Annotated in this window: 17 protein-coding genes; 8 read left to right on the top strand and 9 right to left on the bottom strand. The window is 62.0% G+C overall.

Annotation, left to right across the window (positions count from 1 at the left end):
- Positions 1 to 23: 23 nt before the first annotated feature.
- Positions 24 to 257, bottom strand: a complete 234-nt coding sequence (gene rpsU / locus BMX61_RS13885) for a 30S ribosomal protein S21 (protein ID WP_075628261.1) — start codon at positions 255 to 257, stop codon at positions 24 to 26.
- Positions 258 to 755: 498 nt separating this feature from the next.
- Positions 756 to 965: a cold-shock protein gene (locus BMX61_RS13890; protein ID WP_075628260.1), complete on the bottom strand. Its 210-nt coding sequence runs from the start codon at positions 963 to 965 to the stop codon at positions 756 to 758.
- A 493-nt stretch (positions 966 to 1,458) separates the two neighbouring features.
- Here BMX61_RS13890 and BMX61_RS13895 point away from each other — a divergent pair, with 493 nt between their 5' ends.
- Together BMX61_RS13895 and BMX61_RS13900 are read left to right on the top strand one after the other, a co-directional pair.
- Positions 1,459 to 3,717, top strand: coding sequence for a glycoside hydrolase family 9 protein (locus BMX61_RS13895; RefSeq protein ID WP_075628259.1), 2,259 nt, complete (start codon positions 1,459 to 1,461; stop codon positions 3,715 to 3,717).
- Positions 3,718 to 3,727: 10 nt separating this feature from the next.
- Positions 3,728 to 4,918, top strand: coding sequence for a Gfo/Idh/MocA family protein (locus BMX61_RS13900; RefSeq protein ID WP_075628258.1), 1,191 nt, complete (start codon positions 3,728 to 3,730; stop codon positions 4,916 to 4,918).
- Here the strand turns inward: BMX61_RS13900 and BMX61_RS13905 are convergent.
- The 6 genes from BMX61_RS13905 to BMX61_RS13930 all read right to left on the bottom strand — a co-directional run bounded on the left by BMX61_RS13905 (position 4,910) and on the right by BMX61_RS13930 (position 11,244).
- The gene (locus BMX61_RS13905; RefSeq protein ID WP_075628257.1) at positions 4,910 to 5,983 is read right to left on the bottom strand and encodes a Gfo/Idh/MocA family protein; all 1,074 of its coding nucleotides are present in this window, start codon (positions 5,981 to 5,983) and stop codon (positions 4,910 to 4,912) included. The two genes, BMX61_RS13900 and BMX61_RS13905, sit on opposite strands and share 9 nt — an antisense overlap.
- A 736-nt stretch (positions 5,984 to 6,719) precedes the next feature.
- Positions 6,720 to 7,055: an ArsR/SmtB family transcription factor gene (locus BMX61_RS13910; RefSeq protein WP_075628334.1), complete on the bottom strand. Its 336-nt coding sequence runs from the start codon at positions 7,053 to 7,055 to the stop codon at positions 6,720 to 6,722.
- Between the two features lie 382 nt (positions 7,056 to 7,437).
- Positions 7,438 to 7,944, bottom strand: coding sequence for a HugZ family pyridoxamine 5'-phosphate oxidase (locus BMX61_RS13915; RefSeq protein WP_075628256.1), 507 nt, complete (start codon positions 7,942 to 7,944; stop codon positions 7,438 to 7,440).
- On the bottom strand, positions 7,941 to 8,996 hold the full coding sequence (gene choV / locus BMX61_RS13920; protein ID WP_075628255.1) for a choline ABC transporter ATP-binding protein: 1,056 nt from the start codon (positions 8,994 to 8,996) through the stop codon (positions 7,941 to 7,943). The genes BMX61_RS13915 and choV overlap by 4 nt, the downstream gene beginning before the upstream one ends.
- Positions 8,996 to 9,838 (bottom strand): choline ABC transporter permease subunit, encoded by an 843-nt coding sequence (gene choW / locus BMX61_RS13925; protein WP_075628254.1) that lies wholly within the window; start codon positions 9,836 to 9,838, stop codon positions 8,996 to 8,998. The genes choV and choW overlap by 1 nt, the downstream gene beginning before the upstream one ends.
- 449 nt (positions 9,839 to 10,287) lie before the next feature.
- Entirely contained in the window at positions 10,288 to 11,244 is a 957-nt protein-coding gene (locus tag BMX61_RS13930) for a choline ABC transporter substrate-binding protein (RefSeq protein WP_075628253.1), read from the bottom strand.
- Between the two features lie 664 nt (positions 11,245 to 11,908).
- Here BMX61_RS13930 and BMX61_RS13940 point away from each other — a divergent pair.
- The 6 genes from BMX61_RS13940 (at position 11,909) to queF (ending at position 18,358) form a co-directional block, all read left to right on the top strand.
- Positions 11,909 to 12,292, top strand: coding sequence for a PIN domain-containing protein (locus BMX61_RS13940; RefSeq protein ID WP_234794683.1), 384 nt, complete (start codon positions 11,909 to 11,911; stop codon positions 12,290 to 12,292).
- Positions 12,293 to 12,337: 45 nt separating this feature from the next.
- Positions 12,338 to 13,711, top strand: a complete 1,374-nt coding sequence (locus BMX61_RS13945; protein WP_234794684.1) for an APC family permease — start codon at positions 12,338 to 12,340, stop codon at positions 13,709 to 13,711.
- Positions 13,712 to 13,993: 282 nt separating this feature from the next.
- Entirely contained in the window at positions 13,994 to 16,183 is a 2,190-nt protein-coding gene (locus BMX61_RS13950) for an anthranilate synthase (RefSeq protein ID WP_075628252.1), read from the top strand.
- A 3-nt stretch (positions 16,184 to 16,186) separates the two neighbouring features.
- Positions 16,187 to 16,717 carry a GNAT family N-acetyltransferase gene (locus BMX61_RS13955; RefSeq protein WP_075628251.1) on the top strand — a complete coding sequence of 177 codons (531 nt, stop codon included), beginning with the start codon at positions 16,187 to 16,189 and terminating at the stop codon, positions 16,715 to 16,717.
- A 259-nt stretch (positions 16,718 to 16,976) separates the two neighbouring features.
- Positions 16,977 to 17,897: a cation diffusion facilitator family transporter gene (locus BMX61_RS13960; protein ID WP_075628250.1), complete on the top strand. Its 921-nt coding sequence runs from the start codon at positions 16,977 to 16,979 to the stop codon at positions 17,895 to 17,897.
- Entirely contained in the window at positions 17,894 to 18,358 is a 465-nt protein-coding gene (queF, locus tag BMX61_RS13965) for a preQ(1) synthase (RefSeq protein WP_075628249.1), read from the top strand. Before BMX61_RS13960 ends, queF begins: the two co-directional genes overlap by 4 nt.
- Positions 18,359 to 18,581: 223 nt before the next feature.
- Here queF and BMX61_RS13970 read toward each other — a convergent pair whose 3' ends face one another.
- A complete protein-coding gene (locus BMX61_RS13970) occupies positions 18,582 to 19,406 on the bottom strand; it encodes a DUF2076 domain-containing protein (protein ID WP_075628248.1) in 825 nt (274 codons plus the stop codon).
- Between the last annotated feature and the right edge of the window lie 57 nt (positions 19,407 to 19,463).

Consider the following 19,463-nt stretch of genomic DNA (forward strand, 5'->3'; position numbering starts at 1 on the left):
TCATCTTGAAACGGTGGTGCACCTTAACGCGCGTCCTTCTTCTTGGGCGCGGGCAGCAGGCCTTCGCGCTGGGCCTTCTTGCGGGCGAGCTTGCGCATGCGGCGAACGGCTTCGGCCTTTTCGCGAACGCGGCGCTCGGAGGGCTTCTCATAGAAGCTGCGGGCCTTCATTTCGCGAAAGATGCCCTCGCGCTGCATGCGGCGCTTCAACACGCGCAGCGCCTGATCGACATTGTTGTCTCGAACAAGAACCTGCATGATCTCTCCTTTCGCAGCCTGAGGCTGCTGTTTCCTTCGATGTGTCGCAAATCTCCAGATTTGCTCACAGGCCGTCCGTCGTCATCTCAGCCGGGCCGCTACATATTGCTGCGCGACCTGCTTCGGACAGATGGCTGGTTTCGTGTTGCGAGGCTCAAGCATAGGGCTTTTGCATCGGCTTTTTCCAAAGACGGACGTCGCAGTGCTTCGATGATCAAGGTCAAGGAAATCGAAGATGCCGTCTGAGGCGGTAAGGCCACGGGGCCGCAGCCTTGAAAAGCGTATGGCGATTGCACCATCCGCACGAGCGCTTTGCGCCTTGTTTTGATGTATATCGTTCCCGCAAAACCGGTTCACGACATAGAGAGAGGAACTGGCCACCAGACCGCATGGGACGGCGGGCAAGATAAAGGCCGGGCGAACCCGGCCTCCGATCCATTCGCTGCCTTCGTGACGAAAGCCTTTTGGCAGCGGTCAGACCAGGCACGATCGGATCGATCAGGCAGCCTGGAGGTTTTCGGCGGCGCTACGGCCCGAACGCTTGTCGCGAACGATTTCGAAATTGACCTTCTGGCCATCGTTCAGGCCGCCAAGGCCCGAACGTTCGACGGCAGAGATGTGCACGAAAATGTCCGCGCCGCCATCGTCAGGTGCGATGAAGCCGAAACCTTTGGTGCTGTTGAACCACTTGACGGTACCACTGGTCATAACGATTCCTTTCAATCGTTGATGGTTTCCGGCCAAAGCGGCCGGCTTGAGATCGACAATGAGAGGAAATCTGGCAGGGCCCGAAGGCGACAGGCGAAGACGCAAGCAAAGTTCGATGGCCGAAAGGTAAGTGTCCGACCATCCGAATGCAAGCCGATCCGGGCAAAAAGCGGCTTTTGCCTGGGTGTAGGGCCTACCGCCGGCCAGACGGAAAGGAAGGTCAGGAGCGGCGCAATGCTCCAGCTACGCCGGTTTCAAGCTGCCGATAGGTGGGTGATGATCGCCCTTGAGCCAATGGCGTTAACGAGTTTTCATTGTTTGTGGCGCAGCGTCACCCGCCGGTGAGCGCCTGTGCTAGACCATGCGCCAGAACGACCCTCAAGCCCGGATGGACGTCAACCCATTCATGTCCTTCAATCCAAGGCGCCAGCGGGCTTGAAGGCCGATGGGCTCGGGGAGGGGCGAAGCCAGAAAGGATCTCTCGCCGGTGTTCATGCGACCCTTATTGACTGTTCTGGCCCTGATGGCCGGTGTCGTGAGCGCACAGGCCGATGCGCCCGCCGGCGAACTCGTGCTTTTTTCCGCCGATGGTGCGGGCCAGCCAGCAGCTGTTTGGGGTGCCGGTGGTGTGGAGCCGGAGCTTCAGGATAAGGCGGCCTGTGTCAGCGTTCCCTCGGGCGGCGCGCCCTGGGACAAGATGATCGGCATCAATGGCGTGCAGCTGCGCGGCGGCCAGAGCTACCGCCTCTCGATTTCGCTCCAGGCCGACAAGCCGGTGTCGGTGCCCGTTCTGGTCCAGCAGGATGCGCCGCCTTATAAGGCGCAGACTCGTCTGGTGGCCAAGTTGCAGCCGGGCCAGCCTATGGATTTCTCCGTCAATTTCATTGCGCAGGACAGCAAGCCGTCACAGCTGGTGCTGCATCTGGGCGGAGTGGCGGTGGACTACACCCTGTGCCTTGCCCAAGCCACCATCGCCCTCTCCATTCCCAAGACCGGCCGCAAGCTGCCCGCGCTGATTGCCGTCAATCAGAGCGGCTATGGCCTCGGCGCCATCAAGCGCGCGACCTATATTGGCGGCGACGAGCCGGTCGATTTCAGCCTGATCGATGCTTCGGGCAAGGTGGTGATGTCAGGACGCGGCCGGCCGACGATCTATGATCCGACGGTCGGCGCGAATGTGCAGGTGCTGGACTTTTCACAGGTGCAGGTTCAGGGCGCGGCGTTTCGCCTGAAGGTCGGGGCGCTGACGAGTGATCCGTTCTCGATCGGCAAGGATGTGTTCGCGGCCCTGCGTATCGACGCGCTGTCCTGGTTCTATCCCCAGCGCAGCGGCATCGCCATTGACGGCAAGATCGCCGGGGCGGCCTATGCGCGCGCGGCAGGCCACGTCGGTGTGGCGCCCAACCGGGGCGACAAGGATGTCGGCTGCCTGACGGGCAAGGCAGCCAGGACCCTTTATGGCGACTGGTCCTGCACCTACCGGCTGGATGTCTCCGGCGGCTGGTACGATGCCGGCGATCAGGGCAAGTACACCGTCAATGGTGCCATTGCCGTTGCCCAGCTCATGGCCGCCTTCGAGCGCGGGGCAAAATATGCCGGCGCCAGCTCGGCCGTTTTCAGCGACAGCCTGTCGCGCATTCCCGAAAATGGCAACGGCGTGCCCGATCTCCTCGATGAGGCGCGCTGGGAGCTGGAATTCCTGTTGAAGATGATGGTGCCCGATGGCGCACCGCTAGCCGGGATGGTGCATCACAAGGTTCATGACACCAAATGGACCCAGGTGCCGATGCTCCCGGCCGCCGATCCGATGGAACGGGCGCTGCATCGGCCATCGACGGCCGCCACGCTGGCTTTTGCGGCCGTGGCGGCGCAGGGCGCCCGCTTGTTCGCTCCCTATGACGAAGGTTTCGCCAAGCGTCTTTCGGCTGCGGCCGTCAAGGCATGGAAAGCAGCGGGCGACAATCCCGTGCTCTATGCTCCGACCTCCGACGGCCAGCAGGGCGGCGGCGACTATGACGACGACGATATCGAGGATGAAACCTATTGGGCAGCAGCCGAACTCTATATCACCACCGGCGCACCCTTCTATCTCGACCGCCTGAAGCGCTCGTCCCATTGGAACGATGACGTCTTTTTCCAGGGCAATACGGCCTTCGACTGGCGCAGCACCGCCGGGCTCGGTCGGGTGCAGCTGGCCCTGTTTGCCAAGGCCATGCCGGCGGCCGAGCGCGGCGAGGTGGTGCAGTCGATCGTGGACGCGGCCGACCGGTTTCTGACGCTGCAGGCGGAGGAAGGCTTCGGCCAGATCTACCGTCCAGGCGATGGCAAATATGACTGGGGCTCGAATCAGATGATGCTGCAGAACATGGTCGTGGTTTCCGCCGCCTATGATCTGACGGGGCGCAACGGCTATCGCGACGCGGCAGGCGAGGGCATGGATTATCTGCTTGGCCGCAATGCCATGAACCTCTCCTACATCACCGGCTACGGCACCCGTTTTGCCCGAAACCAGCACAGCCGCTGGTATGCGCATCAGGTCGATCCTTCGCTGCCCGGTCCGCCGGTCGGCACGCTTGCAGGCGGGCCAAACTCCACGCTTGTCGACGAGCTGGCGCGCGCCAAGCTGAAGAACTGCCCGCCGCAGCTTTGCTATCTCGATGATATCAATGCCTGGGGCTCCAACGAGATGGCGATCAACTGGAACGCGCCGCTGGTCTATATGGCGTCCTTCCTCGCGGAGCCCGGCCGATGAGGCAAAGCCGATGACCCGACCTTCCACCACCGGCATAGCCTTTGTCGGCTGCGGCTTCGTCGCCGATTATTACGGGCTGACCCTCGCCAACCATCCGTCGCTGCGGCTTGTCGGGGTCCATGATATCCTCCCCGAGCGCAGCGCTGCCTTCTGCCAGGCTTGGAAAACGCGGGCCTATGACAGCCTGGAGGCGCTGCTGGCGGATCCCGAGGTTGAGATTGTCGTCAATCTCACGCCGCCGCATGTCCATGCCGAGATCAATCTCCGGGCTTTGTCGGCGGGAAAGCATGTCTATTGCGAGAAGCCTCTGGCCATGGCCATCGAGGATGCCGAGGCAGTAGTTCGGCTGGCGGAAGAAAAGGGTCTGGTCATTGCCGGCGCGCCGGCCAATGCGCTGTCTTCGGCACGCGCCCATTGCGCCCGTTTGCTCGGCAGCGGCGTGATCGGCAAGCCGCGGCTGGCCTATGCCGAAATGGAGGACGGACCGGTCTTTCGCGGCAACTGGCGCAGCTGGAAGAGCGCCCAATCCGGCGCGCCCTGGCCCGGTGTGCATGAATTCACCATCGGCTGCACGCTGGAACATTCCGGCTATGCTGCGAGCTGGCTGGTGTCGCTTTTTGGCGCGGTCGATCACGTCACCGCCTTTGCAAGCCTTGCCTTTCCCGACAAGGGGCCGGGCACGGAGGGCCTGTCGCTTGGCCACGACTTTTCCGTCGGCTGCCTTGCTTTCCGCTCAGGCGTGTCGGCCCGGCTGACCAGCGGGCTTGGCGCGCCTCGGGATCGCTCGCTGACCATCGTCGGCGACGCGGGGATCATCGTGGTGCGCGATCTCTGGGACGAGTTCTCCGCCGTGCATGTCGAGCCCTTCGGGGCGAAACGCCCGTTCTGGCCGCGGCTCGTTGACCGTCTGGAGCATGAGATTGGCCGAAAGCTTGGTTTTCGCCTGACGGCCGGGCGCAGCGAGGCCTATCCCAAGGGCAAGCGAGTGCTTCCGCCCTATCCCTCGCGCATCGACTTCGCGCGTGGCGTGGCGGTTCAGGCGGAGGCGATCCGTACCGGCACCGCGCCCTATTTTTCGGGCCGCACTGCCTTGCACCTGACCGACATCGCCCTGGCGCTGCATGCCGGGCTCAACCAGCATCGACCGCTGCCGCCTGCCGCCTCCGCCATGGATGGCGACAGGACGCAAAGCCTATCCTGACTGCCGCGAGTTTTCAGGCGGTTGGGCGCGGATCCGGTCGAGGATTGCAAGCGCCTCGATGCTGCGCGCCAGCGGCATGGCTGAGAGCTGGGTCTTGCCAGCGTAAATGGCACGGCTTGCGGCTTCGATCTCGAAGCCGAGGCCGCTGCCCGGATGCGGGAACTGGCGGACACCCGGTACGAGCGGCCAGGCCGTCAGCCGCTGCAGCAGCTTGCCGGCAAGCGCGTGACCCGATGCGCCGAGCTGGCGTGTGACCATGCCACTGCGCGATAGGTAGAGGCGGGGGGCGGCGATGAAGGGCTGATCGATGATCAGCGCACCGGTCTCGCCCGCGATGACATAGCGATTGGTCTCGGTTCGATCGAAGCCGCAGGCAAGTTCGGCTGAGAACCCCTCATAGGCGAGCCTCATGTCGGCCCGCATGTCCACACCTGTGGAGGCGGCCTGCCAGCGGCCTGACATGTCTTTGGGACTGCCGAAGAGATGCAGTGTCAAACCGACGAGATAGATACCCAGATCGAGCATTGCCCCGCCGCCAAGCTCTGCCGAAAAGAAGCGGCTGCGAGGGTCCTCCGGCTTCTGATAGGCGAGCTGCGCGCTGACCTGTCTGATCTCGCCGATCGCGCCCTCCTGCAGCAAATTGCGCAGCTGGGTGATCGCCGGGAGAAAGACGGTCCAGAGCGCTTCCATGGCGAAACCACCATGCGCTTTGGCCGCAGCCTGGATTGCGCGGCCTTCCTCAGCCGACATGGCAAGCGGCTTTTCCACCAGCACGTGCTTGCCTGCGGCCAGCGCGCGCACTGCCTGCTCGGCATGCTGGGTGTTGGGGGTGGCGATATAGATCGCATCGACATCATGGGCGAGCAGAGCATCGAGATCGGGAAGGCATGCGAGCCCGCCAAAGCGCTCCGCATAAAGCCGTGCCCGGTCGGGTCGACGGCTCGTCACCGCCGTCAACCGGGCATTCGGGACAGATGCAATATCTTGAGCGAACGTAATGCCGATCTCGCCCGCCCCGATCACGCCCCAGCGAAGCGGAACCGGACTTGTCCTCACCAAGTCCATCAAATGGTCTTGCCTCTCCCGCTGGCCTAGATCCATGCCTGCCTCAGATCTCCTTGAATCGGCTAAAGGTTCAGAGATGATCAGCGCATCGTCTCTGAAGTGTTCCTCTATTTCGTGTGCATCTCAGCGGACGCTTGAGACCGTAAAAGGAAAGAAGACGTAAACATACTTTCTGCCGCCGTCTGCCAGACCTTCAGAGACGTACGCAGCCTTTTTCTTGTTCAGCCGATATAGCCGGATGCAAGGATTTTGTTAGATCACAAATACGTAAGCTGAGCGTGAATCTTTCTGCCGCCCAACATGCTTTCAACGCTTTCGTGGTGAAGGCATTGGGATGGATCCGTCAGGACGAGTGCTTCGCCGTTCAGTCCTGCCCAAGAGCGTTGAGGCCAAAAAAAACCGGGCTGCCGAAAGGCGCCCGGTATCAGAGGGAGGCCCGCGACGGACAGACCGGACACACGGCTTAATATAGGCCGAGATCCGGTTGATCCTGCGAAAGCCATTGCGATCCCAGCGGCAGGAGCGGCCACTGGAGATGGGCCGTTGCTCCTTCGCCGGAATGTGATGATGCGGCGCTATCCTCCCAGATATCCGCAGTGCCGGTCCACCGGCCTCCCGTTTGGTCCAGACATCATGGCCGAACGTGTCTGGTCTTTCATTCCGCCCCGATGCCGGAATGCCTTATCCGCTGTGCGTGCGGAGCAAAACCGGACTCTGTGAGGCGTGACAGCCTCGTTCAGGCCGTCTTCTTCTTGCCGCTTTCGATCTTCTCATCCACACCATAGATCTCGGTGAGGGTTTTCAGCACCTTCATCACCGCTTCGGACGAGCTGGAATAATAGATCGTCTGTGCATCACGTCGGGTGCTGACGAGGTTTTGAGCCCGGAGCTTCGAGAGATGCTGGGAAAGCGCCGACTGGCTGAGGCCGACCTGGTTCGCCAAGGCGCCGACGGCGATTTCCTCTTTGACCAGGTAGTTCAGAATCATCAATCGCTTTGGGTTAGCCATGGCCGAAAGGAATTCGGCGGCCACTTCGGCTTCGTCAATATCGGTAGGGTTTGTCGCTGGCATATTATCAAACTCCGTGCGCTGGCGCTTTTGCACTACAAGGTTAGCTCCTACGATCATTAGGGTAGTCGCATGCAAGAACAACCGCGTACTGCAAAATTTAGGGGCGGTAAGGTCGATTAAACCGAACCAGGCTTGAGACTTTGCCTTCAGATCTGCGGCAAGACATTGAAACTCTTCGTATGTGACTGAAGGGGCATTCAATCACAATGAAAGCCGCTACTGATTTTAAGGTGCTGTCCGATGAGATCCAACCCCCAGATTTGGCGAGAGTTCCCGATCCCTTAAAAAAGAATCGTGAATACAGAAATCTCGTCTCCGGGTATTTCAGACTTCTCCTGTCAAGCAAAGTCACATCGTTTTTAAGGCAGATGTTAAACGTTGATCAAGAGATCAAAAAATCGTGACCACCGATTCGTAAGGCCTTGCCGAATCCGGCGATGAGATGGCCGTGCAGAGGCAACAGGCGGAAGAAGCCGAAATCGGGAAAATCGACGTAAAGCGAAGATGTTGGATGACGGGCGAGGAAGCGAGCCCGCAACCTGGCGTGATCCTCACCGGATCGCGGCACGGCGACAGCGTCGGCCTGCAGCGTGAGCCGTGGATGGGCGAGCGGGTCGCCTTTGCCCGGTTCGCCGACCAAGAGCGAACAGCGCCGATCGCTCACAAGCGCCTTGGTATGCTGCGAAAGATCGGACACGAAGAGGCAGGGCACACCATCGATATCGGTGGCAAACAGGATTCGGCTGACGAAAGGATGGCCGCTCTCGGGATCGATGACCGCCAGAGCGGCATAAGGCGCGCCGTCGAGAAGGCGGCGCGCCAGGGCTATGTCATCGTCGGTCGCGTCCCGCCTACGGTCCGGCCCCTTCGGCCGCTCAGCGTCACTCATTCGCGTATCTGGCGATGGCGCGTCAGCCCTTCCACCACATTTTGCAAGTCGATGGTGCCGATGATCGCGCCATTGTCGACCACGCCGATAGCCCCTGGCTGGCGGGCGAGGGCATCGAGAATATCCACCAGCGGCGTGTCCGGCCTGGCCGTGGCGGTCACCCCGGCCGCGTTCGGCGTGGCGACGACACCCGGCGCCATCACGTCAACGGCCGAAAGCATGGTGATCGGGTTCATATGCTGGACGAAATCGGCCACATATTGATTGGCGGGATTTTTGACGATCTCCTGCGGCGTCCCGCACTGGATGATGCGCCCGCCTTCCATGATGGCGATGCGATTGCCGATTCGGAAGGCTTCATCCAGATCGTGGCTGACGAAGAGGATGGTCTTTTTCAATCGCCGCTGAAATTCCAGCAGCTCGTCTTGAAGACGGGTTCGGATCAAGGGATCGAGTGCCGAGAAGGGCTCGTCCATCAGCAGGATCGGCGCGCCTGTGGCAAAGGCGCGCGCCAGGCCGACACGCTGCTGCATGCCGCCCGAGAGCTCCTGCACTTTGCGCTCCGACCATTGGCTCAGATTGACCAGTTCGAGTTGCTCGCTCACCCGCCGGCGCCGTTCGGCGTCCGGCACGCCGGCAAGCTCAAGGCCGAAGCCGACATTGTCGGCCACGCTACGCCAGGGCAGGAGCGCGAATTGCTGGAAGACCATCGAAACCGTGTGCATGCGGAAATCGCGCAGCGCCTTGGCGGAGGCGCGATAGGGATCGATCGTCGTGCCTTTGACCGTGCGGACGCCGACATTGCCGCGCACCACGGGCGCGAGCCCGTTGACCGCGCGCAGCAGCGTCGACTTGCCGGAGCCCGACAGTCCCATCAGCACGAGGATTTCGCCTTCGCGAACGCTGAGTGATGCGCCGGCCACACCGAGCACCAGGCCCGTTGCCGCACCGATTTCGTCGCGGCTGCGGCCCTGATCGACCATCGCCAGCGCCCGTTCGGGCCGATCGCCGAAGACGATGTCGACATTGCCGAAAATCACTGCGTCGTTCATCACGCGTCTCCCGCGTCGGAGGACCGGAAGAGCCGGTCGAGGATGATGGCCAGGATGACGATACAGAGGCCCGCCTCGAAGCCTTTGGCGACATTGACCGTGTTAAGCGCGCGCAGCACCGGCACGCCGAGCCCGTCCGCCCCGACCAGCGCGGCGATGACCACCATCGACAGGGAGAGCATGATGGTCTGCGTCAGCCCGGCCATGATCTGCGGCATGGCAAAGGGCAGCTCGATCTTGCGCAGCACCTGGCTCGGGGTCGCGCCGAAGGATACGGCCGCTTCGACCAGGGAAGGAGGCGTGGAGATGATGCCGAGCCTTGTCAGCCGGATGGGCGCGGGAATGGCGAAGATCACCGTGGCGATCAAGCCCGGTACCATGCCGAGCCCGAACAGGATGAGCGCCGGGATCAGGTAGACGAAGGTCGGGATCGTCTGCATCAGATCGAGGATCGGCCGCAGGATCGCATAGAACCAGGGCCGGCGGGCAGCGGCAATGCCCATGGGGATGCCGACTGCCATCGAAACGGCGCTGGCTGCCAGCACCAATGCCAGCGTCTGGGTGGTTTCCTTCCAATAGCCCTGGTTGATGATCAGCAACAAGCCGAGCAGCGTAAACAGCGTGATGCCGATCGACCGCCGGAGCCACCAGGACAAGCCCGTGACAGCCGCGACGACGACGAGCGGGTGCGGCGTCTGCAGCACGAACAGCAGCGCATCGACAACGGCGAGCAGCAGGTTGGAAAGCTGCTGGAAGAACAGCTCGAAATTGGTCGTCAGCCAATCGACGAACGCCTTAGCGGCAACGCCGATCGGCACGCGATGTTCGGTCAGAAATTCCACCGGCTTGGGTCCATCTTCGTTGATAGGAGCATGGTCAGGGCTGTTGGGCCCAGCTTAAAGCCTTTGAGGCAAGATATGTAGGCCCATTTCGCCTATGGGGCGCGCTAAGCTTTTGATCAAAATTATGTTTCCCTGGCGCCATCCGCTGTTCAGGCTTTGCAGGGGCTTTCCTTCAGGATCGGCACAGCCCCTGCAGGATGCGAACGCCGGGTGGCAGCCATTTGGCTTGGAGGCAGGGACCATTAGGGCATGGAAAACCAATTCGCGGCCAAGCGACATGAAATGATGATCTGCCCAACGGATGTCTGCGCGATCGCATCCGCATGTTGCGCGGCTGGCCAACAGGCCCCGGCTTGCGCAAGAGGTGCACCGCATCTCTTCCTTCAAGCGCCGGCCTGGTAATAGAGGCCGACGCTTGAAGCGGAGCGAAAGCAGGCGGGAACGCGCCTTTACAGGCCGAGCTCGCCCTTGACGGCAGCCAGAGCATCGCCACCGTCCTTCGTGGTCACGCCAGCCAGCCAGGGCTCGACAGCCTTGGGATTGGCCTTCAGCCACTCCTTCGCGGCCTTGGCCGGCTCTTCGCTGTCATTCAGGATCTTGCCCATGATCTGGTTTTCCATCTCCAGCGTAAATTTCAGGTTGGAGATCAGCTTGCCGACATTGGGGCATTCCGCGACATAACCGGCGCGGGTGTTGGTGTAGACGGTTGCGCCGCCGAAATTGGGACCGAAGGTGGAGTCGCCGCCGGTCAGATAGGTCATCTTGAAGGTGGTGTTCATCGGATGCGGCTCCCAGCCGAGGAAGACCACCGGCTTGCCGGCCTTGTCCGCACGGGCAACCTGGGCGAGCATGCCCTGTTCGGAGCTTTCCACCAGCTCCATGCCGCCCATGCCCATTTCCTTCTTGTCGATCAGCGACATGACCAGGCGGTTGCCGTCATTGCCGGGCTCGATGCCGTAGATCTTGCCGTCGAGCTGGTCCTTGTGCTTGCCGATATCGGAAAAGTCCTTGATGCCGAGTTCGGCGCCCTTGGCGTTGGTCGCGAGCGTATACTTCGCGCCTTCCAGATTGACGCCGATGGAATCGACCGTCTTTTCCTTCAGATAGGGGGTGACGTCCTTTTCCTGGGCCGGCATCCAGTTGCCGAGGAAGACGTCGATGTCCTTGTTCTTCAGCGATTGGTAGGTGACAGGAACCGATAGAACCTTGATGTCGGCCTTGTAGCCCAGTGCCTCGACAATGGCGGCGACGGTTGCCGTGGTCGCGGTAATATCGGTCCAGCCGACATCGGAAAAGCGGACGGTGCCACAGTTCTTCGGCTCAGCGGCCAGCGCCGGCGAAAAGGCCGCCGTTGCGAGAGTGAGGGCGAGGGCCCGCGTGAGTGTCTGCTTGCTTACAATGCGCATGTCATTCCCCTTTTCATGATGCGTTAGGCAACCATCAATTCTCCGCCAACTCAAGCGTGCTGATGTTGGAAGCCAGTTTAGGGGGTCGTGTTTCAGGTGCCGCCGCAGGCGCGACGCGCAATGTCGCATGTTCGCCGCAGCGGCGGGGTTTTGGAGCTTGTCCCTTTCCTGCAAGGGATAGGCTGCACGCAAAAGCCTGGTTCTGCAGTCTTGTGATCTTGCTTGTGGATAAGGTGGTGTCCCACTGTAATGACCATTAACAGTCATTTTGCCGGATTGATCGTGTCTAGCTTCAGCGTGGTTGATGCCAAGGCGCGTTTTTCCAGGTCTCGTCGATAAGGCGGCGAATGGCGGCTTTGTCACGATCACCCGGCCTGGGAAGGCGGCCACCGTCCTGGTTTCAGTGGATGCCGCCGAGGCAGCCCGCAAGATGCTCGCCCGCCCTCAGCCAAACTTTGGCGATTTCCTGATGGCCTACCCAGGCAAGGACGAAGCAAAGCGCGTTGAGGCTCAGTTGCGTCACGCCGATCTATGAATGGGTTTCTGATCGACCCGAACATCCTGTCGGTTCTCGCGCCCGTTAAAAGATCGCCCCCTGCTGACATGCGCCAGTGGTTTCATGCGCAGGGCGTGGCAGGTATGCTCTATCTCTCCGCAATGACCATTGCTGGAAATCGAAGCCAGCCTGAGGGCCCTACATCGCAGAGGCGGTATCGAACAGGCGAAACATCTTGCGGCCTGGCTGGATCAAATAACCGATCAATTTGCTGAGCAGATCCGCCCCATGGATGCCAAGGTCGCGCGGATCGTCGGTGTTCTGGATGACGAAGCCGAGGCAAGAGGCCGTCACCTTGGGTTTGGCGATCAGGTGATTGCCGCCACCGCCCTTGGTTATGGGATGACGGTGATTACAACGAATCTCAACATTTTCAGCCGCTTGGAGTGGCTTGTGAGGGCCCGTCGTTTTTTCAGAACCCTGGATCCGAGCGGCTCGCTTCTTAAGAATATGCTGATGTATACTCTTCCCTTCCGCCGGGCTCCGCCCTAACTGCCTTGGAACAGAGCGTAATCGGCGTTTTGGGAGGGACAGGCGATGGGCAGCATGGAGCGGCATTTGAGCGGCGCGGGCGAGGGGGAGGGCGAGCTGAAACGGGTGATGGGCCCGGGTCTGCTGCTTCTCTTCATCGTCGGCGACATTCTCGGCACCGGCATCTATGCGCTGACGGGACAGGTGGCGCAGAAAGTCGGCGGGGTCGTCTGGCTGCCCTTTCTGATTGCCTTCGTCGTGGCGCTGCTCACCGCTTTCAGCTATCTCGAGCTGGTCACCAAATATCCCAAGGCCGCTGGCGCGGCGCTTTACACGCACAAGGCTTTCGGCGTCCATTTCCTCACCTTCATCGTCGCCTTTGCGGTCATGTCCTCCGGCATTACATCCGCTTCGACGGCATCGCGCGCCTTTGCCGCCAATTTTGCGGCGGCGATCGGGCTCGATGCCGGGACGATCGGCGTCACGCTGGTGGCCGTGCTCTTCCTGATGCTCGTCGGCCTGGTCAATTTCCGCGGCGTTGGCGAAAGCGTGAAGATGAACGTGGTGCTGACCGTCGTCGAACTGACCGGATTGCTGTTGATCATCGGGATCGGCGCTTATGCAATCCTCGGCGGGCAGGGGGATGTCTCCCGCGCCTTTACCTTTGCCACACCTGGCGACAGCAGCCTGATCTTCTCGGTGATCGCCGCAACATCAAAAAAAAAATTCGCCATGGTCGGCTTCGAGGATTCGGTCAACATGGCCGAAGAATGCAAGGACCCGAGCCGCATCTTTCCCAAGGTGTTGTTGGGTGGGCTGATGCTCACGGGTGTCATCTATGTGCTGGTTGCCGTTTCGGCGATTACGCTGGTGCCCGCAGCCGAGCTCGGAGAGGGGGAAACGCCGCTTCTGAAAGTCGTGCAGGCCGGCGCACCCGGCTTTCCGATCGGCATCTTCGCTGTGATCACCATGTTCGCGGTCGCCAATTCGGCGCTGATCAACATGATGATGGCCAGCCGCTTGATCTATGGCATGGCGCGCGAAGGCGTCTTGCCGGACGCGCTCGGCCGGGTCCATGCCGGCCGGCGCACGCCCTATGTCGCAATCCTGTTCACGAGCGCAATCGCCTTGGCGCTGATCATCTTTGCCGGCAGCGTGCCGGCGCTTGGCGGCACCACGGCACTGTTGCTGCTCTGCGTCTTTGCCATCGTCAATGTCGCCGTGCTGGTGCTGCGCCGCGATCCGGTCGATCACAAGCATTTTCGCACGCCAACGATTCTGCCGGTGCTTGGTGCCGTCTCCTGTGCCTTCTTCGCGGGGCCGTGGACAGGTCGGGATCCGGTTCAATATCTGATTGCCGGCGCGCTTCTGGCGCTGGGGGTGGTGCTGTGGTTCGCCACGGTGCGCTTCATGCGCGTCCGTCCGCTGCCAGCCGAATAGACGGCTGCGCGTACTCGTCGGTCCGTATCCGGGCGCGCCTGTGCCCGGATTGCCTCTTCAAACAGGCAGCGATCTTGCGCAGGTGCGCGTGGCAGTGTAGAAGATGCGCATGCGCAAGATTTCGATCAGCATGAACTGGTGGTGGGCCCGCTGACAGCGGCCTCGACCCCTCATGCGTTTGAGATGCGTGATTGAGACGACAAGCCGCCCGAACATTCGAGGCGGCTTTTTTCATATTCAAGCCGCAGCAACGGACCGGGCCTGAACGGAGCGAGTGAGCAGATGGCGACGACAATTCTGGCCGATGGCGGCGAGACCTATCAGACCAAGGGCGGGATCACCGTCACACGCCGCCGGCGAGAGGCATCGTATGGAACCGCCATTTCCGCCTATGTCGACCAGCTCGACGAGCGGCGCGGTGCCGTCTTCTCCTCCAATTACGAATATCCCGGTCGCTATACGCGTTGGGATACGGCCATCGTCGATCCACCGCTTGGTCTCTCCTCCTTCGGCCGCGCGCTGTGGATCGAGGCCTTCAATGAACGTGGCGAGGTGCTGCTGGAGGTGATCGCCGATCATCTGGCAACCGTTGCCGACATCACGCTCGGCACGCGCAGCGCCCGCCGCCTCGACCTCACCATCGATCCGCCCGCGCGCGTCTTCACCGAGGAAGAGCGTTCGAAAATGCCGACGGTCTTCACCGTTCTGCGCGCGGTGACGGCGCTGTTCTTTTCGGCGGAGGATTCCAGCCTCGGCCTTTATGGCGCCTTCGGATACGATCTCGCTTTCCAGTTCGACGCGATCGACCTGAAGCTGAAGCGGCCTGATGACCAGCGCGACATGGTGCTGTTCCTGCCCGACGAAATTCTGGTCGTCGATCATTACGCCGCCAAGGCCTGGATCGACCGCTATGATTTCGCCAAGGGTGATCTGACGACGGAGGGCAAAGCCGGCGACGTGACGCCGGAGCCTTTCCGCACGGTCGACAGCATCCCGCCGCATGGCGACCATCGTCCGGGCGAATATGCCGAGCTCGTCACCAAGGCCAAGGAAAGCTTCCGCCGAGGCGATCTCTTCGAAGTCGTGCCTGGCCAGAAATTCTTCGAGCGCTGCGACAGCCGCCCTTCGGAGATTTCCAACCGGCTGAAGGCGATCAACCCGTCGCCCTATTCCTTCTTCATCAATCTCGGGCATCAGGAATATCTGGTGGGCGCTTCGCCGGAGATGTTCGTGCGCGTTTCCGGACGACGGATCGAAACCTGCCCGATTTCCGGCACGATCCGGCGCGGCGAAGACCCGATCGCCGATAGCGAGCAGATTCTCAAACTGCTGAATTCCAAGAAGGACGAGTCCGAGCTGACCATGTGCTCGGATGTCGACCGCAACGACAAGAGCCGGGTCTGCGAGCCGGGCTCGGTCAAGGTCATCGGCCGCCGGCAGATCGAGATGTATTCGCGTCTCATCCATACTGTCGATCATATCGAAGGCCGCCTGCGCGACGACATGGACGTCTTTGACGGGTTCCTCAGCCATGCCTGGGCGGTGACGGTGACAGGTGCGCCGAAGCTCTGGGCCATGCGTTTCATCGAGGAGCATGAGAAGAGCCCGCGCGCCTGGTATGGCGGGGCCGTCGGCATGGTCGGCTTCAATGGCGATATGAACACCGGCCTGACGCTGCGCACCGTGCGCATCAAGGACGGCATTGCCGAGGTGCGCGCTGGCGCCACCTTGCTCAATGACTCCGATCCGCATGAGGAAGAAGCCGAAACCGAACTGAAGGCCTCCGCCATGATCGCCGCCATTCGTGACGCCAAGACCGGCAACCGCGACAAGATCGCCCGCGACGTCGCTGCCGTCGGCACGGGCGTCAAAATCCTGCTGGTCGACCATGAGGACAGCTTCGTCCACACGCTCGCCAACTACTTCCGCCAGACCGGGGCGGCGGTCGTCACCGTGCGCTCGCCGGTGCCGGAAGAGGTGTTCGACAGCGTCAAGCCGGATCTCGTCGTGCTCTCGCCCGGGCCCGGCCGTCCCAAGGATTTCGACTGCAAGGCGACGATCAAGAAGGCGCGGGTGCGCGAGCTGCCGATCTTCGGCGTCTGCCTCGGCCTGCAGGCGCTGGCCGAAGCCTATGGCGGCGATCTGCGCCAGCTCGCCGTTCCCATGCATGGCAAGCCGTCACGCATCCGCGTGCTGGAGCCCGGCCTGGTCTTCTCCGGGCTTGGCAAGGAGGTGACGGTCGGCCGCTATCACTCGATCTTCGCCGACCCGGCCAGCCTGCCGCGCGAGTTCATGATCACCGCCGAGAGCGAGGACGGGACGATCATGGGCATAGAGCATGTGAAGGAGCCGGTCGCCGCCGTGCAGTTCCATCCGGAATCGATCATGACGCTCGGCCATGACGCCGGCATGCGCATGATCGAGAACGTCGTGGCACATCTGGCCAAGCGCGCGAAGGTCAAGGCGGCCTGAGCCGTGAGCGCCGAGGCGATCACGATCGAGCCAATCCGCGAGGGTCTGATCGAGGGCTTTCATCGAGCGCTCGACGTGGTCGCCCGCGAGCGTCGCTATCTCATCTTTCTGGAAGCGCCGCCGCTTGATGGTACCCGTGACTTCGTGCGTGACAATATCGCCAATGGCCATCCTCAAATGGTGGCGGTGGCGGCGGGCGAGGTCGTTGGCTGGTGTGACATCCGGCGCGAGGGCCGGCCGGCGCGAAGCCATTGCGGCATTTTGGGCATGGGGATCATCCCTGATTTTCGCAATCAAGGCTTGGGAAAGCGCCTGATCCTACGCACGATCGAAGCGGCTTGGGCTGCTGGGATGCAGCGAATAGAGCTCACGTGCCACCACGATAATCCGCGCGCGGCGGCGCTCTATCGTAAGGTCGGCTTTTGTGAGGAAGGTCTGCTACGCAAAGCTGCGCGCATTGATGGACATTTCATCGATCTGATCCAGATGGGCCTGCTGCGTAGCGATTATGACGCGGTTCCTTCGTCGTCATGATCGACGGTTCGAGACGGTGAGCGTGTCGAGCAAGTGACCTGGCGTCTGGTTTTCTTTCGAGCTGAAATGGTCTAAGAGCCGCCCGGGCACGTTCCGGCGCTGCGGTCGTCGGAACAGATGTGTCCTTGGCACTTTGCTGAAAATTGAGAGCTTTGCTCTACCGTGGGTCTTCGAGCTCCAGCTCATCCTTAGGGCTGCTGCAGCACCTCGCCCTTTTCTCAGACGGCCTCAGGCCCGAACCCTTGTTTGAGGATCCCTCATGGACGCAGCCAATAGCGCAAGGGCGCATCGCCTGGCCTTTTGGGGCATTCCGCTGTCGATCGGCGTGCTCGGCCTGAAATTGATGGCCTGGTGGGTCACCGGTTCCGTCGCGCTTCTGTCGGACGGGCTGGAATCCATCGTCAACGTGGTGGCGGCGATCATTGCTTTCGTGGTGATTTCCTACGCCGCCAAGCCGGCAGATGCCTCCCACCCCTTCGGCCATCACAAGGCGGAATATTTCTCAGCGGTCATCGAAGGCGTGCTGATCGTCGTGGCCGCCCTGATGATCGTTTACGAGGCTGCCCCGGCGATCTTCGATCCGAAGCTGCCGGAAGCGCCGGTGCTCGGTCTCGCTATCAATGCCGCCGCCGGTATCGTCAATGCCATCTGGGCAGGCGTGCTGCTGCGAGCTGGCAAGGCGCTACGCTCGCCGGCGCTGGAGGCAGACGGGCATCATATCTTCTCGGATGTGGTGACATCAGGCGGTGTGCTCATCGGCCTCGCGCTCGCCTTCCTCACCGGCTATGCGGTGCTCGATCCGCTGCTCGCCGTGCTCGTGGCCTGCAACATCCTCATCCAGGGTTCGAAGGTGATTGCCCGTTCGGTCGATGGCCTGATGGATCGCGCGGTGCCGGCGGAGGACGAAGAGGCGATCAAAGCGGCGATCGCGTCCCATGCCGGCGGCTCCCTCGGAGTGCACGACCTCAAGACCCGCCAGGCGGGTGCGGCGATGTTCGTGGATTTTCACCTCGTCGTGCCTGCCGGCATGACAGTGGGTGAAGCGCATCTTATCTGTGACCGCATCGAGGACGCGATCCGTGCCGTCCAGCCCACGGCCAAGATTGCCATCCATGTGGAGCCGGAAAGCGAAGAAGCGCATGGCGTGCGCGTGAAACTGACAGGAGGCCGCAAGGCATGACCAAGACGGACGTAACAGGGCTTTCCCAACTGGGGCAGAAGACGGATCTGCCTGCCAACCCGGACGATGCGGTGCTGGAGCGGGTACCGAGCGGGCATCAGGGCGCAGATTTCGTCGTGCGCTTCACCGCGCCGGAATTCACGTCGCTCTGCCCGATGACCGGACAACCGGATTTTGCCCATATCGTCATCGATTACGTGCCGGCTGGATGGCTGGTGGAATCCAAATCCCTGAAGCTTTTTCTCCATTCCTTCCGCAACCACGGTGCCTTTCACGAGGACTGCACGCTCGACATCGCCAAACGGCTCGTCGATCTCCTCGCACCGAAATGGCTTCGCATCGGCGCCTACTGGTATCCGCGCGGTGGCATCCCGATCGATGTTTTCTGGCAGACGGGCGCACCGCCCGAGGGTCTCTGGCTTCCCGATCAGGGCGTGCCGACCTATCGCGGCCGAGGCTGATCCACGGCTCCACTGAGCGTGGCGGTATTCTGCCTTGTGATCGCCTCCGCCTGACGAGATCGTGATGCTCGTGCTTCTGCCGAGCATCAGCGATGTGTCGACAGATGGATGTCGGCAGATCCTCGGGACGAGCCCGAGGATGGTGTGGTTTCGCGGTGGCGGCCTTCTCCGAAACTGGGGTAGGTGAGGGCTTTATATCCCCCGATCTCGGAAGACCTCCAGCTCAGACGTTCGAACTGTCGTCGCCGAAGCCGCCGAAGTCATCGCCGCCGAAGCTGTCGCCCGGATCGGCATCGGCCTGCTGAAAGCCTCCGTCATCCTGGCCCCAGCCGCCATCCCCTGCATTGCCGGGATCAGAGGCCTCGGTGATCGCGTCATCGCCGTAGTAATTGTTGACGATGGTTGTCTCCTCGATCGGCGAGCCGGCGAGCGTTTCGCCTGGTGCCGTCAGGCCCTGCTGCGCCATATGACTGCCGAAGAGGCCGCTCAGCGAATTGGCCAGCAGCATGCCGCCGGCCACGCCAGCCGCCGTGCCAAGCGCGCCGCGAATGAAGCCGCCGCCGGCCGATGGCTGCTGCGGCGCACCGCCCCAGGGGCCGGGATTGCCGCCATAGGCAGGCGGTGGGCTGCCATAGCCCTGCTGCCCGCCATAAGCGGGTGCCTGCGGAGGCGGAGCACCGTAGTTGCTCGGACGCGGACCCCAGGGGCCGCCGGGTGCGGCCTGTGGGCGGGCATCCTCGCGGGCTGGCTGCGGCCGGTCGTTGCTGCCGAAGATCGAGCTCAGGAAGCCGCCGCCTTGTTCAGGCGCCCGCGTCCGGTTCGCTTCCAGATCGCGCAGCCGCGCTTCCAGCTCTTCGATCCGGGCGGAGGCCGCTTCCAGCCCCTTTTCCTGAATGATGACGGCTTGCGCGAGATAATAGGTGGCCGAGGGCTGGGCCCGAACGGCCTGCTCGATCAGGGCTTCGGCCTCGCGGTCGCGCGGGGTATTCGAAGCCGCCTTCACCCTGTCGAACAGGGCGGTCAAAAGCTGTTTTTCATCCGGGGACATGCGCGCCTCCTTGAAACGCCGTTTCGTTCCTGGTTCTAGGAACGGACGTCCACGCCA

This window comes from Xaviernesmea oryzae (genome assembly GCF_900109605.1).
GTDB lineage: Bacteria > Pseudomonadota > Alphaproteobacteria > Rhizobiales > Rhizobiaceae > Xaviernesmea > Xaviernesmea oryzae.